Source organism: Rosettibacter primus (assembly GCF_036860675.1).
GTDB lineage: Bacteria > Bacteroidota > Ignavibacteria > Ignavibacteriales > Melioribacteraceae > Rosettibacter > Rosettibacter primus.
Genome location: NZ_JAYKGK010000006.1, coordinates 72,811 through 93,558 on the forward strand (window position 1 = coordinate 72,811; position 20,748 = coordinate 93,558).

At 28.0% G+C, this 20,748-nt stretch carries 19 protein-coding genes; 2 read left to right on the top strand and 17 right to left on the bottom strand.

Translation table 11 applies throughout. The features are described 5' to 3' along the window. Positions 1 to 9 precede the first annotated feature (9 nt). Positions 10 to 1,464 carry an Asp-tRNA(Asn)/Glu-tRNA(Gln) amidotransferase subunit GatB gene (gene gatB, locus VJY32_RS09065; RefSeq protein ID WP_353677591.1) on the top strand — a complete coding sequence of 485 codons (1,455 nt, stop codon included), beginning with the start codon at positions 10 to 12 and terminating at the stop codon, positions 1,462 to 1,464. Between the two features lie 115 nt (positions 1,465 to 1,579). Here gatB and VJY32_RS09070 read toward each other — a convergent pair whose 3' ends face one another. The 9 genes from VJY32_RS09070 to VJY32_RS09105 form a co-directional block, all read right to left on the bottom strand. Further along, positions 1,580 to 3,235, bottom strand: a complete 1,656-nt coding sequence (locus VJY32_RS09070; RefSeq protein ID WP_353677592.1) for an ATP-binding cassette domain-containing protein — start codon at positions 3,233 to 3,235, stop codon at positions 1,580 to 1,582. Further along, positions 3,232 to 3,870, bottom strand: a complete 639-nt coding sequence (locus VJY32_RS14315) for a CPBP family glutamic-type intramembrane protease (protein ID WP_434968535.1) — start codon at positions 3,868 to 3,870, stop codon at positions 3,232 to 3,234. Before VJY32_RS14315 ends, VJY32_RS09070 begins: the two co-directional genes overlap by 4 nt. Then, entirely contained in the window at positions 3,848 to 5,269 is a 1,422-nt protein-coding gene (locus VJY32_RS09075; RefSeq protein WP_353677593.1) for a hypothetical protein, read from the bottom strand. Before VJY32_RS09075 ends, VJY32_RS14315 begins: the two co-directional genes overlap by 23 nt. A 74-nt stretch (positions 5,270 to 5,343) precedes the next feature. Beyond that, a complete protein-coding gene (locus VJY32_RS09080; protein WP_353677594.1) occupies positions 5,344 to 6,237 on the bottom strand; it encodes an ABC transporter ATP-binding protein in 894 nt (297 codons plus the stop codon). Between the two features lie 7 nt (positions 6,238 to 6,244). After that, the gene (locus VJY32_RS09085; protein WP_353677595.1) at positions 6,245 to 7,147 is read right to left on the bottom strand and encodes a hypothetical protein; all 903 of its coding nucleotides are present in this window, start codon (positions 7,145 to 7,147) and stop codon (positions 6,245 to 6,247) included. A gap of 213 nt (positions 7,148 to 7,360) precedes the next feature. Next, positions 7,361 to 8,611: a PQQ-binding-like beta-propeller repeat protein gene (locus VJY32_RS09090; RefSeq protein ID WP_353677596.1), complete on the bottom strand. Its 1,251-nt coding sequence runs from the start codon at positions 8,609 to 8,611 to the stop codon at positions 7,361 to 7,363. A 55-nt stretch (positions 8,612 to 8,666) separates the two neighbouring features. After that, entirely contained in the window at positions 8,667 to 8,840 is a 174-nt protein-coding gene (locus VJY32_RS09095; RefSeq protein WP_353677597.1) for a hypothetical protein, read from the bottom strand. A 115-nt stretch (positions 8,841 to 8,955) separates the two neighbouring features. Next, a complete protein-coding gene (locus VJY32_RS09100; RefSeq protein ID WP_353677598.1) occupies positions 8,956 to 10,317 on the bottom strand; it encodes a radical SAM/SPASM domain-containing protein in 1,362 nt (453 codons plus the stop codon). 686 nt (positions 10,318 to 11,003) lie between these two features. Next, positions 11,004 to 11,915 (bottom strand): SDR family oxidoreductase, encoded by a 912-nt coding sequence (locus VJY32_RS09105; RefSeq protein WP_353677599.1) that lies wholly within the window; start codon positions 11,913 to 11,915, stop codon positions 11,004 to 11,006. An 86-nt stretch (positions 11,916 to 12,001) separates the two neighbouring features. Here VJY32_RS09105 and VJY32_RS09110 point away from each other — a divergent pair, with 86 nt between their 5' ends. Then, complete coding sequence (locus VJY32_RS09110) at positions 12,002 to 12,874, top strand: deoxyribonuclease IV (RefSeq protein ID WP_353677600.1); 873 nt, start codon at positions 12,002 to 12,004, stop codon at positions 12,872 to 12,874. A gap of 16 nt (positions 12,875 to 12,890) precedes the next feature. On the opposite strand, the gene VJY32_RS09115 is transcribed toward VJY32_RS09110, so the two are convergent. The 8 genes from VJY32_RS09115 to VJY32_RS09150 all read right to left on the bottom strand — a co-directional run bounded on the left by VJY32_RS09115 (position 12,891) and on the right by VJY32_RS09150 (position 20,656). Further along, positions 12,891 to 13,781 (bottom strand): N-acetylmuramoyl-L-alanine amidase-like domain-containing protein, encoded by an 891-nt coding sequence (locus VJY32_RS09115; protein WP_353677601.1) that lies wholly within the window; start codon positions 13,779 to 13,781, stop codon positions 12,891 to 12,893. A gap of 19 nt (positions 13,782 to 13,800) precedes the next feature. Continuing rightward, positions 13,801 to 15,243 carry a replicative DNA helicase gene (dnaB, locus tag VJY32_RS09120; RefSeq protein ID WP_353677602.1) on the bottom strand — a complete coding sequence of 481 codons (1,443 nt, stop codon included), beginning with the start codon at positions 15,241 to 15,243 and terminating at the stop codon, positions 13,801 to 13,803. Between the two features lies 1 nt (position 15,244). Then, on the bottom strand, positions 15,245 to 15,997 hold the full coding sequence (locus VJY32_RS09125; RefSeq protein WP_353677603.1) for a uracil-DNA glycosylase: 753 nt from the start codon (positions 15,995 to 15,997) through the stop codon (positions 15,245 to 15,247). A 168-nt stretch (positions 15,998 to 16,165) separates the two neighbouring features. Beyond that, complete coding sequence (rpoZ, locus tag VJY32_RS09130; protein ID WP_353677604.1) at positions 16,166 to 16,453, bottom strand: DNA-directed RNA polymerase subunit omega; 288 nt, start codon at positions 16,451 to 16,453, stop codon at positions 16,166 to 16,168. Between the two features lie 10 nt (positions 16,454 to 16,463). Further along, positions 16,464 to 17,024 carry a guanylate kinase gene (gmk, locus tag VJY32_RS09135; RefSeq protein ID WP_353677605.1) on the bottom strand — a complete coding sequence of 187 codons (561 nt, stop codon included), beginning with the start codon at positions 17,022 to 17,024 and terminating at the stop codon, positions 16,464 to 16,466. Positions 17,025 to 17,027: 3 nt separating this feature from the next. Further along, entirely contained in the window at positions 17,028 to 17,903 is an 876-nt protein-coding gene (locus tag VJY32_RS09140) for a YicC/YloC family endoribonuclease (protein WP_353677606.1), read from the bottom strand. 94 nt (positions 17,904 to 17,997) lie between these two features. Beyond that, entirely contained in the window at positions 17,998 to 20,166 is a 2,169-nt protein-coding gene (locus VJY32_RS09145; RefSeq protein ID WP_353677607.1) for a BamA/OMP85 family outer membrane protein, read from the bottom strand. Continuing rightward, a complete protein-coding gene (locus tag VJY32_RS09150) occupies positions 20,138 to 20,656 on the bottom strand; it encodes a L,D-transpeptidase family protein (RefSeq protein ID WP_353677608.1) in 519 nt (172 codons plus the stop codon). Before VJY32_RS09150 ends, VJY32_RS09145 begins: the two co-directional genes overlap by 29 nt. Positions 20,657 to 20,748: the final 92 nt, after the last annotated feature.

Consider the following 20,748-nt stretch of genomic DNA (forward strand, 5'->3'; position numbering starts at 1 on the left):
TGAATTACTATGGATCCAAAATACGAAGCTGTTATTGGTTTAGAAGTTCATGCCCAATTATTAACAGATACAAAAATATTTTGTGGATGTTCAACAAAATTTGGTTCGGCTCCCAATACAAATGTTTGTCCTGTATGCTTAGGTCATCCAGGTGTTCTACCGGTGTTAAATAAAAAGGTAGTAGAATTTGCAGTTTTAATGGGTTTAGCTACAAATTGTACGATAAATAAAAAATCAATATTTGCAAGAAAGCATTATTTTTATCCTGACTTGCCAAAGAATTATCAAATATCTCAATATGAAGAACCTATTTGTGAGCATGGATATATAACAATTGAATTAAAAGATGGCACAAAGAAAAAAATTGGTATTACAAGAATTCACATGGAAGAAGATGCCGGGAAATCAATACACGACCAAGGTTTCGATACTCTTATTGATTTGAACAGAACAGGAACACCATTGTTAGAAATTGTAAGTGAACCAGACATTCGTTCTCCTGAGGAAGCTTATTTATACTTAGCAAAACTGAAACAGATTTTAACTTATTTAAATATTTGTGACGGTAATATGGAAGAAGGCTCATTACGATGTGATGCTAATATTTCTGTTAGATTAAAAGGTGAAACTAAGTTTGGTACCAAAACAGAAGTTAAAAACATGAACTCATTTAGAAATGTTGAACGAGCGCTTGCTTTTGAAATCGAAAGACAAATCGATTTACTTGAAGATGGAAAAGAAGTAATTCAACAAACTTTACTCTGGGACGCAGATGCAAATATTGCTTATCCAATGCGAAGCAAAGAAGAAGCTCATGATTACAGATATTTCCCCGAACCAGATTTAATGCCTGTTATTGTAACAGAAGAATGGAAAAATGAAATTTTAAAATTGATGCCTGAACTTCCTGATTCACGTAAAGAAAGATTTATTAATCAATACAATTTACCTGCTTATGATGCGGAAATTTTAACATCGTCTCGTGAACTTGCAGATTATTATGAAAAAATTCTTACTGTAACCAAAGATTATAAATCTGCAAGCAATTGGGTTATGACCGAAGTTCTAAAAGTAATTAACGATGAAAAAATCACGATAAATGAATTTCCTGTAAGTCCTGAAAATCTCGGCAAATTAATTGAGCTGATTAATCGAAATATTATAAGCGGAAAGATTGCAAAAGATGTTTTTCCTGAAATGCTTAAAACGAATAAAGACCCAGAAGAAATTGTAAAAGAAAAAAATCTGGTTCAAATTACGGACACAACAGAAATTGAAAAAGTAATAGAAAAAATACTTTCACAGAATCAAAAACAGGTAGAAGAATATCTGAGCGGCAAAGATAAAGTCTGGGCATTTTTTGTTGGACAAATTATGAGAGAAACAAAAGGGAAAGCCAATCCTCAAATTGTTAATGAATTACTTAAAAGCAAATTGGAGGCAATAAAAAATAAAAGCTTATAGAGAATATTAATTACATAAATTTCATATGCTAGATTGGAACAATAATCGGTAGAAAATTTCAGATTCTTCGATTCTATGCAAGAATAGCTAAATAATTATGTAGTTTCATATTAGGTCATTTATGATGATTAACACCAAGATTTAATCTTTTATCCACTCTAATATTATGATTCAAATCATGAGTTATAAGTATTATTGTAACATTTCTTAACGAATTAATCAATGATATAATTTCAGATTTTTGCACTACATCAATTCCTGTAAATGGTTCATCCAAGATTAACCATTCAGGTTTATGATATAATGCACGCGCAATCAAAATTCGCTGACGTTCTCCACCAGATAATTTTATACTATTTTCCCCTAACATTTGCTTTCCTTTATTAGGGAATTTATCAATCACTTCTTCAAGAAATGTTGTTTTCAACACCGATTCCCATTTGGCATCATCATATTTACGTCCAAGTAGAATATTATCCTGCAATGAACGTGAATATAGATACCCATTCTGCTCAACATAACCAATACGAGAATAATACCAATTTTCATCAATTTTGTTAATTGAAATGTTATTGATAAGCAGTATATCATCATTTAATTTTATTAATTTTAACAGTGCGCGGATCAGTGTTGTTTTCCCACAGCCCGAAGGTCCTGTTATTTCAATCCATTCACCTTTATTAAAATTAAATCGGGGAATTGAAATCCCAATTTTACCTTCTTTATTATAGTAATATATTGTACCATGACATGTAATTGTTTCTATACTTTTTTCCTTCGGTAATAAATTCAAATAAATAGTTTTCATTTCAATCTCTTTTAAAATACTTTTATATGATTCTATTGCATGAATTAATTTTATCATAATGTTTGACATACCTGATAGTGAATTTATAAGAATTGCAAAAAGTCCCCAAAAACCAATAATCTGACCAACAGTAGTTAAGTTATATTGAATAAATATAAAGGCAATAAATATTAAATAAAGTGGAGAAATCAACTGCATTAGGCGGTACAGAGCTTGTTGTTTTGATAATAACAAAAAATAATTTATTTGTTTTAACATCACTTTTTCAAAAGAGTGTTTAATATTTTCTTCCTCATATTGTTTTGTACGATAAATTCTTATTAATGAAATAGTTTGTAGTAATTCAACGATATTACTTAAATGTACTTGCCCTACACTACGATATTTATGATAAAGCTCCTTTAACTCTTTATTCCAAATGATGTGGCTAAATAGAAAAGCAGGTATCAGAACAAAAACAGCTAAAGTTAATTGCCAATTTACATACACTAAAATAATTGAAATAGCAACAATAGTAAGTAAATTGATTACTAATGATATTAAATCCCCTGATAAAAGTGGGAAAATATCATCTAATGTTTTAGTAATTGAATGCGCTTCTTCTTTAGCATTTTTGTTTATCCATTCAATGTAAGATTGTTGTTGTTTTGTTAAAATAATTTTTTGATGTAAAGACACCAAAATATGTTTTCCATGTTTTAATATTTGTACCCTATAAAAATATTCCAACCCTACTACAATTAACAAGATTACAAACCAAGCAGCAAGTATCAATATAGTGTTAAAAAATTTTAATTGTTCTGCTTGTTTCATTTTATCAATCAAATTCATAACAAATAAAGGAATTATAAGTGTTAAAATACGTGCAATTAATAAACTGCCCACTCCCCAATACAAATAAGACCTATTTTCTTTCATTGTAAGCAAGATATTTTTTATTAAAAGAATATTTTCTTTTTTCATAATCTTCTTTTCACATTTAAGTTATGAAATATTAAATAACTGTTTCTTATAAAATGAATAATCCAAACGGCTAAAAGAGAGTTAGTGTATAAAAAAAGCATATATAGCAATAAAGAAAATAACCATAGCTCAAACTCTTGCAAAAGAATAATTTTTTTCTTCCATTCCCAATGAATAAAATAAAACATTAATGAACCTATAATAACAATTAATATATTGGAAATACCTAATATAGTAGCAATAACAACAAATGCACTTCGCCAAATTAATTCTTCTTTGAGAGTTTGAAGAAGAATTTTTATTGTCTTCAAATATTTAGTAACTATAAATTTTATCCAGTTCCAAAAACGATAACGATATGAAACGAAATATTGAAATGAGGGTGAAGTTAATAATACAATCAATGGCAGATAAATAACTGCTATGAAAGGTGAAGTAATAATTATATAAAATCCGCCTATTTTTATATTGTATAATCCAATACTCAGTAAAATAATTTCAAGAAAAGCAAAAATGATTCTTATTAAATAGGAATTTATTAAAAAGGGGGCCCAACGAATTAAATATAAGTGACTTATCGTTTGCATTAGATAATACATAAATAAAATATAATTAGCCCATAACAAAGTATTCATAATGTATTTTTTTTAATCGAACTACAATCAGTATAAAAATGACGACAATATTGCATAATAAAAAAAGCCAAAGTATTGATGGAATTTTTTGTTCTGTAAGTAATGGAGAAAAAATATTAATTGATTGTAGAGTGGGATAATTTTTTATAAATCTCTGGAAATCATCGAGAAGTTGCCCATATACAATGAGCAATAATAATAAATTTGCTGCAGCATTAATTCGTAATACTATTGCAAAAAAAAGATTTAAGAGACTACAGAAAATGTTCAATAGGATTATATAGAATATCTTTCCCGTATCAATTGGCGAACCCCATACATGTATTATGATCATACAAATAAGTACAACCATAATATGCGGAATTAATGTTATAAACCATCGATTTAATATAATTGACGAATATGAATAAGCACGCAAATAATTATTATGAATCATACCAGCATCTTCATCTATTTTCATCAAAAAATATTGATTGAACGAAAAAAATAAAGCAATAAAACCTCCAAGATAAATTTGAACCATGGGTAAAAGATTCACCCCTTCTTTTTTTAAAAATGGAAGTAAAAGAAGCGTTCCCAAAACAACAAAAAATGTAATTATTTTTTGATTTTCTAATCCAATCATCCGTACATGATATGAAGACATTTTTGCATTAAGTTTTTGTAATAATAGGGCATAGAATCCTTTAGGATATTTAACTACAAAATTTTTCTCGTTAAGTTTTTTTGAAAAATTATGTCCCCACACAGTAAAAATACATACCGAAATAAACCACGCAATACCATTTTCAAAATTTTTATACTCAGTTATAACACTAACAAACCATGTGTTATTAAACAGAACTCCATTAGAAAAATTATTTATTAATAACGATAGACCATAAAATAATCCAATCAATAAGAGTGTTCGAAATTCATTACCAGTTTTTACAATAATTATTATGCTAATTATAGTCCAGATTATAACATTTCCGAATATACCGACAAAACAATTTATCATATAATAAAATAAATCTATTTTTTTAGGTGCATAGATTGCTTGCTGAATAAAAGCTATGAAATAGGTAGGAAGAACAAACATAATTGTAAAATAAATAATATATACAATAATCAATCCTTTAAAAAATTCTACACTTGATAAACGAGAAGCAGTTATTTGGTATTTAGCTGGGTGAAATTCATTAGGAAAGTGTGAAACGATATTTAAAATATAATTTAATAGACCTACTGAAAATAACATAAAATTGTATGTTCTTATTATTTTTTCACTGCTATAAATTATATTTGGAGCAAAAAAGGGGCTTGCTAAAAACCAAGCAAATCCCACATAAAGAGCAAATACAATTAGCTGTGAAAATGATATTAGTTGACGAAGATGAAATTTAACAAATGTAATCATAAATTTATTTATTAAGATAATATTTCATCGTACTTATACCTGAACTCAAAAAATTAATAAGATATTTGAAAAGACTATCCCCTAATATTTGATTTACCAGTTACAGTATTTAATAGTATTTTGTAAGACTCTTCTATAGTGGGATTAATTTCTTTTTCACCATTAATTGTTAGCAATCGGGAATCGTAATGAATACAATAAAGGCCATCTTTTTTGCTCAAACTTAAAAAACTACTACCATTTTCATTGAGAGTTAAAAAATCTTTGTAATCAACTAAAGCTTCTCTTATATATTGTTTAGTTTGAATTAAAAGTTCATTTGGTGTTCCATCAAAAATTAATTCACCTTGTGAAAGCACTAATAATTTTGAACATATCGCGGCTAATTCATTTATATGATGACTAACACAAACAATTATTTTTCGTTCTGAAATTGTTGCTAAAAAATTAAAAAAATTAACACGTTGTTCAGGATCCAAATTATTGGTAGGCTCATCTAAAAATACAATATGCGGATTGTGAATAAAAGCTTGAGCTATTGCAACTCTCTGTCGTGTCCCTCCAGAAATATGAGCTAAATATTCATCTTGATAATTTTTCAAGTCAAAAATATTAAGTATTTCTTCAATTCTTTCATTTATATTATACTTATTTTTCCATCGTGACAACAAAAGAATATATTCAAGATATTCTCGAATTTTCATTCTTTCATACATACCAGGCATTTGTGGAAGATAGCCTATAATTTTTTTCCAATGCTGAGAATACAAATCTATTTTTTGCTCATTCCAAATAATCTCACCTGTATCAATTGGCAATAAACCGGTTAATAGTTTTAACAATGTACTTTTTCCTGCACCATTTAACCCAAGTATGCCTGTAATACCTTTGTAAAAACATCCACTAATATTTTTTATTACATGTTTAATTTTAAATTTTTTAGAAATATTAAAGAATTTTAATTGCATCTCTATTCTACTCATTATCTAATTGTTGCAATCTGCTTTTTTGATATTCAATTTGTTTTACAAAATATTCGAACTTGAGTTGGTAAGCAATTCTTTTAGCAGCATCCAAATTTTCTACAATTATGGCAATAATATTTTCAATTATTCTACTATTTGATATCCATTGCTTAAATAGTGGAAGTGATATTTCATCATCACCACAATCACCTATAAAAGCTCTAATTAGATAAGAATAATCAGGTTTTGCAATATCCTTTTTATAATCTTTTGCATCATCAATTAACTGATGTGCAATGTGATATTTAATTATTAGTTCTTCACAGTGTGGTATTTTATTTTTTTGATTATTGAGAATACAAAAAGCAGCATAAGTAATCCCTAACGGATATAATTTCCAGCCTAAATATTTAAGATTTTCTTGTAAAAACATCGTTTTCGAAGAAAGGATACAGTTGTTTTTTTCCCATGCCAAAGCCTCATAATACTTCCGCTCATAATGGAATATATATGAATAAATTTCTTGACCGCATAATTTGAGAAATTGCCCAACAGCAAGTTTATGTAAAATGCGTGAATAACACATTTTTATCAGAACATGCTTATACTCATTTAAAGGTAAATTATATTCATCTAGAACATCATCTTCCCTAAGAAAAAAAGAACCATATAATGTATTTATAACTGCTAATTTTCGAATTATTTCTATGTTGTTTTCATTACCATACCTTACTTGATTAGAATCATCGAATAAAAAGTTATAAGGAAATGTTACAAGCCAGTTGGATGCTCGAAATGTCGAATCATTAGATATATCTAAATAATTATTTAAATAAGGATATGTAGATAAAATATGAAGAACATTAGATTTAAGAACGCGAAGTTCTTTTTCTATATCAACTTTTTGAAACATTTTTTTTACACTAAATTATATATAAATAATTTCTTTGTTGTCCCACTCATCTTTTATTATAGAAATTTATTTAAGAATTTAATTAAAAAGATAAATTAACTATTAAAATAAGCGAAGTAATTAATTATTATTATGATTATTCTACTACAATCAATTAGTAAAAAAAATTTTAAAAAATATATAAATTACTCTTATATCACAGAATCCATATTACTAAAGTTCTGGATTATAAATAACACTAAATGCCTTTACTTTTACATTTGGGATTTCATATATCTTTAATCTATCTCTGCCCCCTTTTACAATAACATTCAATGTACTATCACCGTCAACATCCGCAAGAAATACTTCAGATTGAATACTCCCATTTTTAACTCCTTCTACCACTATAACTTCTTCAATTAATTTACCTCTTTTCCCATCTATTATGCTCAATTTCATTTCATCATTTACAGCAAAGATTTCCGGCACTCTATCCCCTGTTATATCAAACAACGAGACTGGCATTTGATTTTCAAAACCAGTATCATACTCCCAAATTATATCTAAGGTCTGCCCATTAAGACAGTAAATATTATAATCTACAGCTGGAGCAATTAAATCTTCAATTCCGTCATCATTAATATCATAAAACTCAAAATTAGTAATAAGTCCCGCATTATTTTCTTTCCCTTTAAATTGTTCTTTTTTTATTATGGGTTTTCCATCTTCAATTCTTAATTTGATAAGATTTCCAACCCCTGCAGAGACAAATAAAAAATTATTATTTATTTTATATTCATTAATATAATTATCATAAGTACCTACTTTAATTCCAAGCCAATATACATTTGATTTTCCAAAATCATAATACCAAACTGTATGTTTATTTTTTAGGTTGTATGCTGCTAAAACATTATTTCTTGTCTTATAAAATAAAATTCCATTTCGAACAATAGGTCTATCATATTGCACTTCATGATTTCGTTTTATATTTGTCAATAAGATTAACTGAGGGTAAGAATAAATATCTACACCTTCATTATAACTTGCTACAAGAATTTTTTTGTTATCGAATTCTTGAATGTTTATTACTTTATATTGATTTCTGGACAAATTAATAGTATCAAGTTCAAAGGATTTCAAATCTATTGAATATAATTTCGTAGAAAATATATAAAGAGTACTTCCATATTGAAATGTATTAGATACATAAATCTCGTTAGGCAAGCTGTAAATATATTTGTTTTTATCAAATATGGATTCGATAACTAATTTGCTTTTATTTTTACTTTTATTATAAATAATAGTATAAATATAAATTGATGGTGGATTATTCAGATATATTAATGAAAAATCTTTAATGCTTTCTATTTTTTTATCTTTAATAATATCATCAAATAAAACTTGTTTTTCACTTTTTATAATAATATCTGATGAACCTAAAAAGAAAAAATAATTTAATAAAATAATTATTATAGTCATGATATTTCCTTCTATTTTAATAAATGCATAAACACCAAGCACATAGTAATGAAGTTTATGTGAAATCAACACCACATCGGTCTACTTCTTCACAACTGGAGCTATAATCAATATAAGTGCAAATATCTTCTTTTGCCGCTAATTTGCCCTGAAATTCTTCATCATCATTGATTAAAATAATTTCGAAGTTTTCATATTCTTGTGTTACTTGATTATTTTTTTCTTCCATATTATTTCCCTCCTTTTAAGTTTACTTCATTATTAAAGATATTTTTAGCATATAAGATTATTAAGTTATTTTATTTATATGTGCCTGGTGGTTTATGCTCATATTATAGTAAAAACTATTTTCGTTTTATATAATTTTCAAAAAGATATTCTTTATCATCTTTATTAAGTTGGTCGTAAATATAAATTGAAAGTTCAACTCTATATTTTAATTCTTGGCACCAATAATCATTAGACACAAACTTTGTTTTATTATATTGCAAATTTTCGTAAATACATCCCCCACCACAGAAATATCTTGCCCAACAATCGTTACATTGCGAATTTGATAATTCACTATTTTGTATATTGATTATATTATTTTGGGTATTAAAATTAAAAATATTACCTATCAACATTGTCTTATCTCCTACAAAACGATGGCATGGATAAATATCCCCTGAGATAGATATCCCGACCATGTTTCTACCCGCCCCACAGAAATAATGTTTTTTCTTCTTTGTTATTAGATATTTAAGGATTTCTATGAATCGTTTATTATAAATTTGATTTTTTTCTTTTATTGCTTTTATTGTTTCGAGTGCTTGTAGCTTTAAGTCTTTAAGTATATTTATAATATCATTTTTTTGAATTTGATAATCTTTGTTTGTTGGTGCTGAAACTACAGCAGTATAAATATTCTTAAATCCAATTTTAATTAATTCATCATATATTTTCTTCAAATTAGTATTGCGATTTGTAATAGTGGCTCGCCCTATAATTCCTTCCCCTTTCCGCATTCTAATAAAGTTTTCAATCTTAGTTCTAATATAATCATATGAACCTTTTCCGCCTTTGAAAGGACGATTAGCATTTTGCATTTCTTTTGTCCCATCAAAACTAATTACAACACCAAATTCATGTTTGTTCAAAAATTTATTTATCTCTTTATTAAATTTTGTACCATTAGTAGTTATAGAGAAATGTATTTTTTTATTCGCCTTTTTAGATTGAGTAGTTGCATATTTAACTACATCCTTAATCAGACTGAAATTTAATAATGGTTCTCCACCAAAAAAAACTATACTTATATTTTTTCTATCAAGTGATTGTTTAATAAGCCAATCAACAGCCTTAAATGCAGTCTGTTTGTTCATGTATCCCTTTTCGCCATATTCACCATCAATTCCATAACAGTAGATACAATTCAAATTACAAAGCTGCGCAATATTTAGAGAAATACTTGCCACAGGAGATATTTCGGGGTTGATTTTTACTACTTTTTTGGGCAGAGCATCTTCAATAATTCCTAATTTCTCAAGTGCATTTATTATATTTTGAGGTACTATATCAACATTTATTTTATTATAAGGCTGGTAATCTTTTAAGGCAATAAACAATGATTTAGTAATCCGGAATGCAGACATCATTTCTGTATTAAACAAATAATAATTATTCATTACTTTGAATGTGTGATAATCTGATATATACTTAATCATTTTAAACCATTATAAGATGATTAATGTATTCAACAATAAAAAATAAACTTTGTATTATTCAATTAAGCTTTATATATTTTTTGGATTTTTATAGAAACAATGATAAAATGTTTGAATATCTTATCATATATTATAATTAGAGTATTGTCTCTTTAGTAATACATAATATTTTTACTTTATATTAAATTATTATATGTTTTCTCTAGTGTCCCTCATATCATGTTCAATTTTTTAAAGCGTTCATCAATATAATATTATTGAATTATATATTGTTGTATTAATCAGCTCGTAAATTTTAGGGGCTTGTGAATTAACATGATAAAATTCAAATATGAAAAAACTAAATGGAGATTTTAATAGATTTGCAAAGACTTTTTTTAATTTATTATTGATAAGAATTTTTCCCTCAAAATTCATCATTTTTAGTGCCCTCGCAACTATATTAACCTAAATTTACGACTAAAATTTAAGGGGGGGGATTAAATTGTCAAGTAAAATTTTTAATTTTTTTCATTATTATTTGTTTACTTTTTTTCTATATCTCTTTATATCTTATAGCAAGTAAAAATAAAATTTTTAATGCATCATTACTAATTATTCTTATATACTTAATATACTAATGAACTTTTATAATCTTTTCAATTTTTAATTCAGCCTTTAATGTAAAGAAACTTATTATAATTTTATTAATCATTTCTTCCATACAAAAAATTAATTTTATTCCCTTTCAACAAATATCTTACAGAATCTCTTGTGCTTAGAGGACTTATCCCAAACGATTTTAATTTATCTATATTCATTGAAACATCATCAACTTTGTAAGGATAATTTTCTTCTTCCATTGTTGTTTTAATCAAAAGATTTTTATCAAAATTAGCTTCTTCACAAAGAATTTCACCTAAATCATATCGAGATAATCTTTCATTGCCTCCAAAATTTATTATTTCGCCTTTTATTTCTTTCTCAATTAATTCATTAATCATTCTTGCTGCTTCATTTAATTCAAGTGGTGAACGATACTGGTCTGTAAATAATTTTATTGGTTTCCCTATCTTAAGATTTTCATACATCTGATGAAAAAAATTTCTCGAGTGATTTAGTCCAAAACCAATTAACAATGCCATACGAAGTATAACATAATTATCAAATGTTTCTTGAATTTTTACTTCTCCCATTAATTTTGTTTCGGCATAGAATGAAATTGGAATTAGTTTAGAATTTTCATTTAAGAATGAACCACGATAACCAGCATATACAAGGTCAGTGGAAATGTAAATCAACTTTACATTATTCTTTTCACAAATCTGAGCAATATTTTTTGTAGCATTTACATTAATATCATATACAACTTTTTGTGGGAGTCTATCTGCTCTTTCAGCATTTGAAATTGCTGCAGCATGAATAACAACATCCGGGCTAAATTCTTTTATAACTTCCTCAACACTTTTATAATCGGTAATAGATAATTTTATTGAATTGAACTCAGCACAATTTCCAATATGTTCATTATACTGAGTTAATATGTTATGCTTTTTGCTAAGAGATTTATTAAGATATTGACCTAAAAGGCCGCTTCCGCCTGTTATAAAAATTTTCATAATGCACCATTTTACTTTTTTATTAATTATTGTTAATCTTGTTTCAGTTACTCTCAGGTTCTAATATAAATTAAAGAGGATTTAAAATGAAACATTTAATAGGAGCACATACATTTCTTACAAATGGACCATCGTCAGCAATTGACATAGCAGAAAGTCTCGGTTTTACTGCAATCCAAATTTTTACAAAAAGTAATAATCAATATTTTGCAAAAGATCTTACTGAAGAAGAAATAACTAATTTTAAAGATAAACTAAAAAATTCACACATAAAATTTGTTGTTTCTCATGATTCATACTTAATAAATCTTTGTGCAAAAGATAAATCAGGTTTAACAAAATCCCGCGCAGCTTTTATAAAAGAACTTGAAAGATGTGAGCAGCTTGGGATTCCACATTTAAATTTTCACCCCGGGGCTCATGGTGGAGCCGGCGAAGAAGACGGACTTAAATTAATTGCCGAATCACTTAATTATATTCACTCAAAAACAAAAGGATTCAAAGTAAAAAGCATGCTCGAAACTACTGCTGGTCAGGGAACGGCTCTTGGATACACGTTCGAACAATTGAGAAAAATTATCGACATGGTTGAAGAAAAAGAAAGAATGAGTGTATGTATTGATACATGTCATATTTTTGCAGCAGGATATAACATTAAAGATTCAAAAGAATATAAAAAAGTTATTCAAGAATTTGATGAAATAATTGGTTTAGAACTTCTTCAATGCATTCATATGAACGACAGCAAAAAAGAACTAGGTTCGAAAATTGACAGACATGAACACATCGGGAAAGGATTTATTGGACTTGAAGGTTTTGCAAACATTATGAATGATAAAAAATTAGAAAGAGTACCTAAAATATTAGAAACGCCAAAAGAAAAAGACCAGAAAGAAGATTTAGAAAATATAAAAGTTTTATTGAGTTTGATAAAAAACAAAAAATCGAAAGATGATTAAATAATTGTCAATCTAACTACTTGGAAGTGATATCATTAATTCTCAATATCATAATACCAGTTTGCTTTTTGTTTGACTTTATATAATCAGCAAGCGGCTTTTCAGAAATTTGAACTTTATATCCAACATTTGGTGCATGAAGAAGATGGATTCTTCCATCACTCGCTCTGATTGCAATCCCTGTATGTGCAATATCGAGACCTTCTATATTTGTTGTAATTCCAATAATATCTCCATCTTGAATTTTGTCTTCTATAGCTTCAATTTTTTCTTGAGGTATAAAATAAAGTTCTCTTCTAGATATATCCTTTTCAATACGAGAAATTTCCTTCTGAAATTTTATATTATTTTTTAATTGCGGATAAGAATCTAAGTGTGTGGTCATGAAATTAATTTTTTTATTATAGGGAATACCTCCAAGTTCTTTTGTAATATCTTTCCCAATTTTTCTTTTATTCATATCATAAATCCAATCAGAAAAATAATGAAGCCGTGAAGTATAATCTTTCAATTTGCCATTACGATAACGAATATTTTCCAGTTCTTTAATATAATCTTCAAATGTCATTAATCCTTTTTTAATACATCGTGCAAAAACAATTGAACTTTCCAAAAATGTATAACAATCCAAACCTGTTAAATTTATAACCAGTTCTTCTTTATCAGTTTTATCTAATGTATGAGCTTCATAATCGGTTCCAATAAAACTTTTCGCAATTGTGATGAGAATTTCATTTAGTGGTTGAGTTGAAAGATTTTTTTGAAGAGCAATTTGAAATTTTGAATTACATATTTCTACATCTTTTTGAGTATAAACTTGAGAATAAAATTGGGAAGACAAAAAAAACAATTCATAAATACCAAAAAGAAAAAGAGAAATAATTTTTTTTAATTTTTTATTTAACATTATATATAATTCTGTAAAATTAGAAAGGAGGTTCTTCAAGAGCTTTTATGCCTTCTTCGCCAGCTGGAAGCTGTTGTCTGAATCTCTCAAGATTTTCAAATCGTGCATATTCTTTGATGAATTTTAATTTGACTTCTCCAATTGGTCCATTTCTCTGTTTACCGATTATAACTTCTGCAATTCCCTCAGTTGATTCACCTGCCATATCTCCACTCGGGAAATTAGTTATTCCATAAACTTCGGGTCTGTATAAGAAAATAACAACATCGGCATCCTGCTCTATCGAACCTGATTCACGTAAATCTGAAAGCATTGGCTTTTTATCTGACCTCTGTTCTACAGCTCTATTTAGCTGTGATAGAGCTATAACAGGAATATTCAATTCCTTAGCCAAACTTTTAAGAGACCTTGAAATTGTAGAAATTTCTCTTTCACGGCTTTCCATAGACGAAGAAGGATTAATAAGTTGAAGATAATCAACTATAATCATTCCAATATTTTTTTCGTTCTTTAATCTTCTTGCTTTTGCGCGTAGTTCAAGAATTGATATTGCTGGAGTATCATCAATATAAATTGGAGCTTTGCTTAATTTATAAACAGTTCGACTTATTTTAGCTCCATCTTCTGCACGAAATTTACCCGTTCTCACATTATGAGCATTTATCTTAGCTTCTGCAGAAATTAATCTTGTAGCAAGCTGAATTGTGGACATTTCAAGTGAAAATATTCCGATGGGAATATTATGGTCAATAGCAGCATTTCGAGCAGCAGACATGGCAAATGCTGTTTTGCCCATGCTTGGTCGTGCTGCTACAATTATCAAATCAGACTTTTGAAAACCGCCTAAAAGTTCATCTAATTCATAAAAGCCGGAAGGCACAGAAAATGTAGATATCTGTTTAGAATGAATTGCTTCAATAAGTTCAAGTGCTTCTTTGACTGCTTTTTCCATTGGTTTGAAGGATTCTTTAATTCCTTCTTCAGATATCTGGAATATTTTTGCTTCTGCTTCGTCTAGTATATCAAAAACATCATCCTTTGCTTCAAAGGCAAGATTGGCAATTTCAACTGAAGATGTTATGAGTTGTCTTAGTATCCATTTTTCAAGAACAATTCTTGAATGATATTCAATATTTGCTGCAGATGAAATATCCTGTGCAAGTTTACTAATATATGTTGCTCCTCCTGCAGCAGTTGCTTTCCCAGATTTTTTTAATTCTTCATAAACAGAAACTGTATCTATAGGTTCATCAGCTTCGTATAAAGTAGTTATTGCTTCAAAAATTATACGATTCTTCAAATCATAAAAAGCTTCTGGTTTCAAAATTTCAATTGCTTTTGGAACTGCACTTGATTCAATAAGCATTGCCCCTAAAACTGCCTTTTCGACATCTACAGCATTAGGTGGTGTTTTAACTGCTTCTTTTAATTTATCAATATCTGAATTTTCTCTTTTAGCCATATTAATTTTCTAATAATTCATCATATAATTTTTTGAATTTCTTTACATCTTCCCAGCAGCCTCGTTTCCATTGAGGATTTCTTAATAATGCTGCTGGATGATAAGTTACAAGAACTTTTATGCCATTAAATTCATAAATATTTTCTCTAAGCGAAGATAATGATAATTTCTTATTTAATAACCCATTTGCTGCAATTCTTCCAAGACATAAAATTAATTTTGGTTTTATCAAATCAATTTGCTTATGCAAATATGGCATGCATGTTTCCATCTCAGATGGCAAAGGGTCACGATTTCCTGGTGGTCTGCATTTCAAAATATTAGCAATATAAACATCATTTCTTGATAGATTAATTGCTTTTAAAATATCATTTAATAATTTACCTGCTCTCCCAACAAAGGGTTCACCTTGAAGATCTTCGTCAGCACCGGGAGCCTCACCTATTAACATTGCATGTGCATTTGGATTTCCTACACCAAAAACAAATTTTGTTCTTGTCTTTCCAAGAGGACACTTTTGACACTGATTTATCATCGAATCTAATTCTTCAAGACTATTAGCACTCATAAAATTTTCTTGAAAAAGATTTTCATTCAAATTTATTTCTACTTTTTCTGATATTTTTATTTCTGTTTGTTCTACAGGAAGATTTTCATAATTAACTTTCTTAAAAGAGTCGAAGAGGTAATCTCCAAATATTTCTTGTTGTAACTTTAATGATTCAATAATTCTTTTTTTAATTTCGCTATCCAAAGTAATCATCACAAAATTTTGAAATGCACAAAATGAATTTAAGAAATATTTTATAAAGATTTGATGAGGCGAGAAAAAATAATATTTATTTAACAAATCAGCTTTTTAGATTTAGCATTGACAAGTATTTTGAAAAAAATTGCTATCTCTAAAAAGCTGATTAAAAAGTTATGATTTATAACGGTATTCTATACCGTTTTCAACTAATTCTTTGATTGCTTTAATATGTGGTTTTTCTCTCTTTTCAAATTCAAGGGATAATTTTAATTGTTCAGGATTTTCTTTATCCTCAAATTCATCATCGTCACTTGTTATAACTGAACTCAACAAAGTATTGAATTCCAGTTTATAATCATCGTTAATTTTACGTGCTCTGCGTGAAGCAACAACAACTGCCTCATATAAATTAGGGATTCGCTCCTTAATCTTGCGTAAATCAATTGGTTTAAGTGCCATATTATCCTCCTTATGATATTTCTTTTTCTATTATCTTTTTTACTTTTTCTTTTGCATCTTCAAGATTTATGTTTTCAACAACATAATCAAATTTATCTTTGTAACTTAATTCCATTTGTGCTCTTTCAAGTCTTTTTCTTAAATCTTCATCTGTTTCCGTATTTCTCTTTTTTAATCTTTCTTTTAATTCATCAATGCTTGGCGGAACTATAAAAATTAGTACAGCATCAGGATAAACTTTTTTAATGTTTAATGCTCCTTTAACATCCACCTCAAAAATTGTTGTGTAGCCATTGCTTAAATTTTCGTCAATAGTCTTTTTTAATGTTCCGTAATAATAGTCATAAAACTTTTCCCACTCAACAAATTCATTGTTTTCAATTTTTCTTTTAAATTCATCTTCCGTGATAAAGATATAATCAACCCCGTCAATTTCACCAGGTCTTTTTTTTCTTGTTGTTGCAGATACAGAAAATTTAAAATCAGGAAAACTTTTGAGTATATCTTTAACAATTGTAGTTTTTCCTGCACCACTTGGAGCCGAGAATACAAATAATTTTGGTTTTGCCACTTTCTACTCAATATTTTGAATTTGTTCACGTATTTTTTCAATCTCTTCTTTAATTAAAATTCCAGCATGCGAAATTTCAGATGAAACTGCTTTGCTATTTATAGTATTTGCTTCTCGATTCATTTCCTGCAATATAAAATTAAGTTTCCTGCCTGCTTCTTCAGAATTTTCCATTGTATCTAAAAATAATTTTATGTGACTTCTCAAACGAACACACTCTTCTGTTACATCAAATCGTTCTGATAGCAAAGCAAGTTCGGTAATTAATCTTTGTTCATTATCAATAAAACTTGAAACTAATTGTCGAGCTTTGTCTTTAAAGTTTTCAAAATACAATCGCAAATTTTCTTCTTTAATTTTTTCAATTTGATAAACTGCTAATTCTATAATTTCAATTCTTTTTCTAATATCTTTTTCAAGTTCACGACCTTCTGCATTTCGCATTTTATTCATTTCAAAAATTGCATTATCAATTACTTGATTGAGCAATTCCATTTCTTCATTAAATTCATCTGGTTCTGCTTTCAAAAAGAGATGCTGGAATTGAATTAAATCAGTAAATTTTATTTTATCTTTTAGACCTGCTGCTTTTCGGATGTCTTTCAACATTTTCAAAGTTGATTTAACAGCTACAGGGTCATAAATAAATAAATCATCTTCTATATTATTTTTTTTGAAAGTTATGTTTAAAAAAACTTTGCCTCTTTTTATTTGACTTCTAACTCTTTCTCTTATTTCAAATTCTTTATCATATAAAAATTTTGGCAATCGTAAGGAAAGTTCGAGATATCTGCTATTGAGACTTTTAATCTCTGCTTCAATAATTAAATCTCCTTTCTGAGCAATTGCTTTACCATAACCTGTCATGCTTGAAATCATCAAGAAACTCCTAAAAAGTAGCTACAAAATTACTCAAAATTATTTTTATCAACAAAGTTAAAGCTATTCTCTTTTGAGAAGTGACAAAAAAATATCAGAAGGCTTCGCCTATGCCGATATGAAATTGGAGTAAATCATTAAAAAATTTCTTTTTTGAAAAATTTTTTTTATTCATCGGGTCATATAATTTTATTCCAAAATCAAGTCGAATTGGGGCAAAATCCGAGTAATATCTTAAACCAAATCCAGCTGCAACTGCAATCTCATTAATTTTAGCATTTTTATAATCGTTCCATGTATTCCCATAATCAAAAAACAAAACTGAACCAATCTTTCCGAACAAACGATTTCTTGTTTCAATTGAGCCTTCGAGCAGAAAGAATCCACCTGTTGGTGCACCTTTTTCAAGAATTGCTTCTAAATCCTCAAGTGATATTTGATTAATATTTTCTATTGGAAGCAATTCCTGCTGAGGAACTAATTGTCTTGTATTCCATCCTCGAACCGAATTGCTGCCTCCTGCATAAAATCTTTGATTTAATGGAATGTTCGATTTATCTCCTCTAAAAGTAAAAATCTGACCAATCTTAAATTTTGCACCTAAAGAATTTTCGGATGATTTATAAACAGGCAAATAAACCGTTGTGGTAAAAAGAGTTTTTACATATAAAGGTCTTGAAAATTCAGAATGAATTAGTCTTGAAAAAAGGTAAGGAATAGAATTTGCTTCTTCTAATAATAAATTCAATGAATATCCTCTTGTAGGGAAAAAAATATCGTTAGTTTTATTAGCTCCCAGTAAAATTCCGAGAATAGCATTTGTACTTGCAGTTGGAAGTTCTCCACCAAGAACATTATAAACCAAATTTTTTGAAATTGAATCAGCTGCTTCAGGTGTATAATTGTAACGTTGATAATAACGAGTAAGCAGATTAATCAGGTATCTACCTTTATAAGTATATTCTGCTCTTTCGACTGTTAAATATGTATTCAAAGAGTTCAAATAAGTATGAATTGGAAGTTCAAAATCGAAACTGAGTCTTGCTCCATAAAGTAATGAATTGTATTCAAGTTTTCTTTTTTGAGCAGTAACGTAGGATTCAATTTTAGTATTAATTTGTTTTCCGAATAAAAATGGTTGTTCAACACTAATTCTTGCATCGCCATAACCAAATATAGTTGAATCTGCAAAAGATGGATGACGAATAAATTCTGAAACATTTTGAGCTGCAGCAGAGGAATTTATTTTAAATTTTCTAGCATCCCCAAAAAAATTTTTTTTAGTAAATCCTATCCCCAGACCAAGATTAAATGTATTATCCTCATTGTTAATAATTAATTCCGGGGACAACTCATGAAGCATTCCAATATCTGCACTTATAATCAAAGGAACTGTATTTCCAGAGGTATCGGATATAATACTGTTAATCACAGATGATGTAAATAAATCTGTTCTATATAATCTAATTTGTCCACGTTGAATATCATAATTACTATAATATTGACCGGGTTTTATTCCAACAATTTCTTTGAGTAAATTATCTTCAACTAAATCTTTGCCGCTTCCTGTCTTTGAAGTATAAATTTCTCGTATTACATATCTTTTACCAGGATTAAAATTTATCTGCACATCAACAATATTTTTCATTGTATCAACAACGATTTCTGGTATATCGCTTACAGCAAGCATGTACCCATTATCACGCAAATAATTAATAACAACATTTTTATAATTTTCAACTAGTTGTTCTTTGTATACTTTATTTGTATCAACTTTAGTTCTGTTAAAAATATATTCTTGAAATTCTTCCGGGAGTGAATTTAGTCCATTTAATTTTAGGGAATGAAATCTTGCTGGCTCACCTTCGTCAATTGTAAAAATTAGAGCTGCAGATTTTTTATCCTCAGATATTATATAATTCGATTTAATCTTTGTTTTAAAAAAACCATTCGATAAATAAAATTGCTTCAAAGCAGAAATATCTGATTGTATTATCAATGAATCAAAATACGAGGGGGCATCTCCAAGACTTGTGAATTTATGCAGAAATTGTGAAATCCAGCCAGGAGATTCTTTCGATAATATTACTGATGATAGCTCAGATTTTGAGAATGAATAATTCCCAATAAATTCAATCTTCTTTAGTTCTATTTCTTTCCCATTTTGAGCAAAAATGCCTATAGTAAAAAACAGAAAAAATATTTTTGTTAATTTAATTCTCAATTGATTTTTTTTAATAAGTGATTTTAACTTTTGTCCCAATTTTTACAACCGAATATAATTCATCAATATTTTTATTGCTTACGGCAATTGAACCGTTTGTCCAATTGAAAGTAAAAGGAAGATTTCTAAAAATAAAATCATATTCGCCAATTCCATGAATACCAATATTAGAACCAAGTTTTGTATCTTTAGGAGGACAATCATTTCTATTAAATGCATCTAAGATTTTTATATATTCATCTTGAGTTATATATCTCTGCTTTAAAGCTTCAGCAGCATCTTTTTCATTTGGATAGTTTATTCTTAAGAACTTATGATATTTTGAATGAATATCAATTTCACAAATCTGATATTCCCCTATTGGAGTTACAAAATCATTAGCAGAAGTTTTTATAATACTATTATTTTTCCCAAAAACAGCTTTATATGTTTTGACAAGAATTTTATCCGAGTAGAGTTCCAGTTTATAATTTCTCCTATCAATCTTTATCCAGGGGTTTTCAAATTTATTAATTCCTTTTCTTTTCATTGCATCGCTCAAATCAATTTCTCTCAAATTAAGAAGGATTCCATAACATAATAATCCAATAAAAAAAATTATTATGCTTGAGCTTATGTATA

Coding starts and splice junctions, on each gene's coding strand:
- gatB (WP_353677591.1), top strand. CDS start 10: ATGGATCCAAAATACGAAGCTGTTATTGGTTTAGAAGTTCATGCCCAA.
- VJY32_RS09070 (WP_353677592.1), bottom strand. CDS start 3,235: ATGAAAAAAGAAAATATTCTTTTAATAAAAAATATCTTGCTTACAATG.
- VJY32_RS14315 (WP_434968535.1), bottom strand. CDS start 3,870: ATGAATACTTTGTTATGGGCTAATTATATTTTATTTATGTATTATCTA.
- VJY32_RS09075 (WP_353677593.1), bottom strand. CDS start 5,269: ATGATTACATTTGTTAAATTTCATCTTCGTCAACTAATATCATTTTCA.
- VJY32_RS09080 (WP_353677594.1), bottom strand. CDS start 6,237: ATGCAATTAAAATTCTTTAATATTTCTAAAAAATTTAAAATTAAACAT.
- VJY32_RS09085 (WP_353677595.1), bottom strand. CDS start 7,147: ATGTTTCAAAAAGTTGATATAGAAAAAGAACTTCGCGTTCTTAAATCT.
- VJY32_RS09090 (WP_353677596.1), bottom strand. CDS start 8,611: ATGACTATAATAATTATTTTATTAAATTATTTTTTCTTTTTAGGTTCA.
- VJY32_RS09095 (WP_353677597.1), bottom strand. CDS start 8,840: ATGGAAGAAAAAAATAATCAAGTAACACAAGAATATGAAAACTTCGAA.
- VJY32_RS09100 (WP_353677598.1), bottom strand. CDS start 10,317: ATGATTAAGTATATATCAGATTATCACACATTCAAAGTAATGAATAAT.
- VJY32_RS09105 (WP_353677599.1), bottom strand. CDS start 11,915: ATGAAAATTTTTATAACAGGCGGAAGCGGCCTTTTAGGTCAATATCTT.
- VJY32_RS09110 (WP_353677600.1), top strand. CDS start 12,002: ATGAAACATTTAATAGGAGCACATACATTTCTTACAAATGGACCATCG.
- VJY32_RS09115 (WP_353677601.1), bottom strand. CDS start 13,781: ATGTTAAATAAAAAATTAAAAAAAATTATTTCTCTTTTTCTTTTTGGT.
- dnaB (WP_353677602.1), bottom strand. CDS start 15,243: ATGGCTAAAAGAGAAAATTCAGATATTGATAAATTAAAAGAAGCAGTT.
- rpoZ (WP_353677604.1), bottom strand. CDS start 16,453: ATGGCACTTAAACCAATTGATTTACGCAAGATTAAGGAGCGAATCCCT.
- VJY32_RS09140 (WP_353677606.1), bottom strand. CDS start 17,903: ATGATTTCAAGCATGACAGGTTATGGTAAAGCAATTGCTCAGAAAGGA.
- VJY32_RS09150 (WP_353677608.1), bottom strand. CDS start 20,656: ATGAAAAGAAAAGGAATTAATAAATTTGAAAACCCCTGGATAAAGATT.